The organism is Corynebacterium sp. CCM 9203 (genome assembly GCF_041357675.1).
Lineage (GTDB): Bacteria > Actinomycetota > Actinomycetes > Mycobacteriales > Mycobacteriaceae > Corynebacterium.
In genome coordinates this window covers 1-3,126 of the sequence record NZ_JAUERY010000011.1, presented here as the reverse complement: position 1 = coordinate 3,126, position 3,126 = coordinate 1, and the positions used below count along the sequence as shown (strand labels likewise).

Annotated in this window: 4 protein-coding genes; 3 read left to right on the top strand and 1 reads right to left on the bottom strand. The window is 58.9% G+C overall.

What is annotated here, in order from left to right:
• Window positions 1-628: 628 nt before the first annotated feature.
• Window positions 629-1,162: a hypothetical protein gene (locus QWU44_RS11635; protein ID WP_370915841.1), complete on the bottom strand. Its 534-nt coding sequence runs from the start codon at window positions 1,160-1,162 to the stop codon at window positions 629-631.
• 232 nt (window positions 1,163-1,394) lie between these two features.
• On the opposite strand from QWU44_RS11635, the gene QWU44_RS11630 reads away from it, so the two are divergent.
• The 3 genes from QWU44_RS11630 to QWU44_RS11620 are packed head-to-tail and all read left to right on the top strand — an operon-like array spanning window position 1,395 to window position 2,954.
• Window positions 1,395-2,078: a hypothetical protein gene (locus tag QWU44_RS11630; RefSeq protein WP_370915840.1), complete on the top strand. Its 684-nt coding sequence runs from the start codon at window positions 1,395-1,397 to the stop codon at window positions 2,076-2,078.
• Window positions 2,078-2,662, top strand: a complete 585-nt coding sequence (locus QWU44_RS11625; protein ID WP_370915839.1) for a DUF6668 family protein — start codon at window positions 2,078-2,080, stop codon at window positions 2,660-2,662. Before QWU44_RS11630 ends, QWU44_RS11625 begins: the two co-directional genes overlap by 1 nt.
• Window positions 2,655-2,954, top strand: coding sequence for a hypothetical protein (locus QWU44_RS11620; RefSeq protein ID WP_370915838.1), 300 nt, complete (start codon window positions 2,655-2,657; stop codon window positions 2,952-2,954). The genes QWU44_RS11625 and QWU44_RS11620 overlap by 8 nt, the downstream gene beginning before the upstream one ends.
• Window positions 2,955-3,126: the final 172 nt, after the last annotated feature.

Below are 3,126 nucleotides of genomic sequence, written 5' to 3'. Positions count from 1 at the left end.
ATATCGGGGGGTAAGCAAGCACTGTAAGGCTGGCCGGCCTTGCAGTGCTTTTTTTATTTTAGGTAAGCTGATTTTAGCGTATTAGTTACACTTTTGTCATTTGCTCCACATTTGGTAGCACCCAGTGCCAAGGTCGGCACTGGGCCAGATGACAGTAATTGTAGGAGTAAAAAAATTATGTCGCCGGAAGACTCGACCTCCAATGCGTCACGGAAACCCCGGCAACTGAAAAGCACATCGTTCAACCTGGACAAGGATGTGTATATCGCTTTTCGGAAGGTGGTCCTAGACCAGGACAGGACCGTCACCGAAGTAGTCGAAGACCTCATGCAGGGGTACATAGCGAAACATAAAGGGTAGCGCTGAGCTAATTCCTCCCCACTGGATTCCTAGCAACCACGATACCATTAATGGTATCGTGGTAACGAGTTCAAGCGGTACACACATCTAGGGGCCGCCTACATGTTCGAGACTGAACGACACTGTTGTAACGTTCTCATCAAACCCTCAGAATTAGGAGACTATTTATGCGCGCTCGCCGTATAGCTGCCGCCGCCGCAGCAGCCGTTTTACTTACCCCTGCAGCTCCCTTAGCTGCCGCTCAGGATGGTCTAGCAACTGTCGCCGCTCAGGATAAATCCGCTGACAAAGCAACGACGAAGCCGGTAGTAACCAAGGAAGTTATTGCCGACGATGGAGCCGGTCTGACCACTGCACCAGTGCAGTCAGGGGTGACGGCAACAACGACCCCGGCACCCGAACCCGCACCGGCTCCCGCACCGGCTCCCGCACCGGCTCCCGCACCCGAACCCGCACCGGCTCCCGCGCCTGCTCCGGCGCCTGCCCCGGCCCCGGCTCCCGCACCGGCACCGGCTCCCGCGCCTGCCCCTGCTCCGGCACCGGCTCCCGCTCCGGCTCCGGCCCCTGCTCCGGCCCCTGCCCCGGCACCGGCTCCCGCGCCTGCCCCTGCTCCGGCACCGGCTCCCGCTCCGGCTCCGGCCCCTGCTCCGGCCCCGGCTCCCGCACCTGCTCCCGCGCCTGCCCCTGCTCCGGCTCCGTATGTACCTGGTGATAACGCAAAGGAACTCGCGCGCATCGAGCTATCAGGATCAGGAGACGGCGCAGTTACCGCTGTTGAGGACGCCAGCGGCCTGCATGTCACCGGACACCTTGCTACACCAATCGCTGCTGTCGCAGCCGATTTGCACGCAGTGAATCGTGAAGGCATCGTCACCGTGACAAATCACGGTGTGTCACGCACAGTCGACACACGCCTCGTAGCCCCGCTAGCCGAGTGGGCTGCGAGCAACGCCCCACGTGTTGATGTTCCCGAAAAAACTACTATCGCCGCTGGTGACGTGACTGCCACCATAACAACGGCGCGTAGTTAAACCATGAATGGTTCATCCGACCGCCCGCAGATTGATAATTGGCGTGATTGGCTAGCTGATTTCACTCCGGCTCCTCCCCCATCTGATGAACTCGCCGCAGCGGATACGACACCCGAGGACACGCCCGCGCCGCGCCATAAGGGGAGAGCCGCGCTTGCTGCTGCTGCGGCGTTAGTACTCGTTACGGCAGTCGCCGGCTCGGTGTGGTTTTTGCTATCACAGCGCACCCCGTCACCGGAAGACACGGCAGCGGTTAATACTGCCGCCTCGGAGACGGAAACACCACCACCCGAGGCTGCGGCGGTTACCGATGATGACGCAATAAATCAGTGGTGCACCGATCTAGGTGGTGTGCGAGATGCTGGTGATCGGTCTACCGCTCCTGGCACACTCGTGGCTTTAGAGCACGCCTATTACGTGGATCGTGATGTTGATGCGGTCACCAGCCTGTACGCACCGACCAGCACACTAGATCAAGACACATTGGCCGCGTCGATCGAGGCAGTACCAGAATCCTCACACCATTGTGTGGTTGTCCGACCCATCGACGGCGATTTGTACGCACTCACCGCATACGTCCTTGACGCGGACGGCACACAGCGTGAATACCGCCTGAAGGCCGCTCTAGAAAACACTGGGGCCGGGTGGCGGGTATCCGAGATGGCACTGCGAAAGGACGCGGGCTAATGGATCGTATGACTACCTTGCAGCCTGCGGCTTCTCCGCACCCACTGACGGACTTCAGCCCGCCGACACCACCGTTGGTGTGGTGTGTCGGCGCACATGGTGGGGCCGGGACTACGTTCCTGGCATCGTCTCTGGCCCCGGCATTTGATTGCGGTCAATCCTGGCCGGTCATTGACGGTGACAGATCACCGTTCGTCGTCATCGTGGCACGCGAAACAATGTCCGGCCTGGATGCGGCGGCTGATTTGCTTCGCCAGTGGCACACCGATGATGCACTAGCCGCTCATGAGGTTCTAGGGGTTGTGCTAATGCCACCGGCTCGGGCACGGCGAGTTGATCGTGAAGTCCGTGGGTGGGCCACGACCGTATCCGGTATCGCACCAGAAGTGTGGCGACTGCCGTGGGTTGCGCAGTGGCCATTGGCTCGTGCATCGGAGCTACCGGAGTGGTGGCCTGGTGACATACCACCGAAAAAACGACGTTCTACCAGTGATGTTGTCCCGTATGGGGTTGCCGAATTAGGGCAAAAAATCGTGGATTCCGCGCGCATCTACCTACATGAAAAGGAAAACACTAATGATTGATGCAACAACTGCTACCGCTGTTCATGACTCTGTACAGCACATTGCTGCTGGCCTGACGAACTTCAGTCCGATCTCCCCTGATCTCAACGGCAAGGATCAAAAGATCGGTGGCGTGATTATGTGGGGCGCATACCTGTCGTGCGCGTTCGCCATGATGGTCGCCGGGGGGATGATGGGCTGGGAAAAATACAACCACGGCAACATTGAATCACCGAAGAAAATGGCCGCTGTCATGATCGGCGCAATGGTCATCGCATCAGCGGTCACCCTCATCAACTGGGTGGCTAGCTAAATGCTGCCACCTGACGTAGCTGCCCCAGTAGAAGTCATTTTTGGGTACTTACTGTGGGCAGTTTATCTGTGTCTCGCAGCGCTATTGATGCTGGTCGGCGGAATGCTCGGGTGGCAGCGATACATGGGGCAAGACGTCCGCCACCTGGGGTCTGTGCTGGTTATTTTGCTGT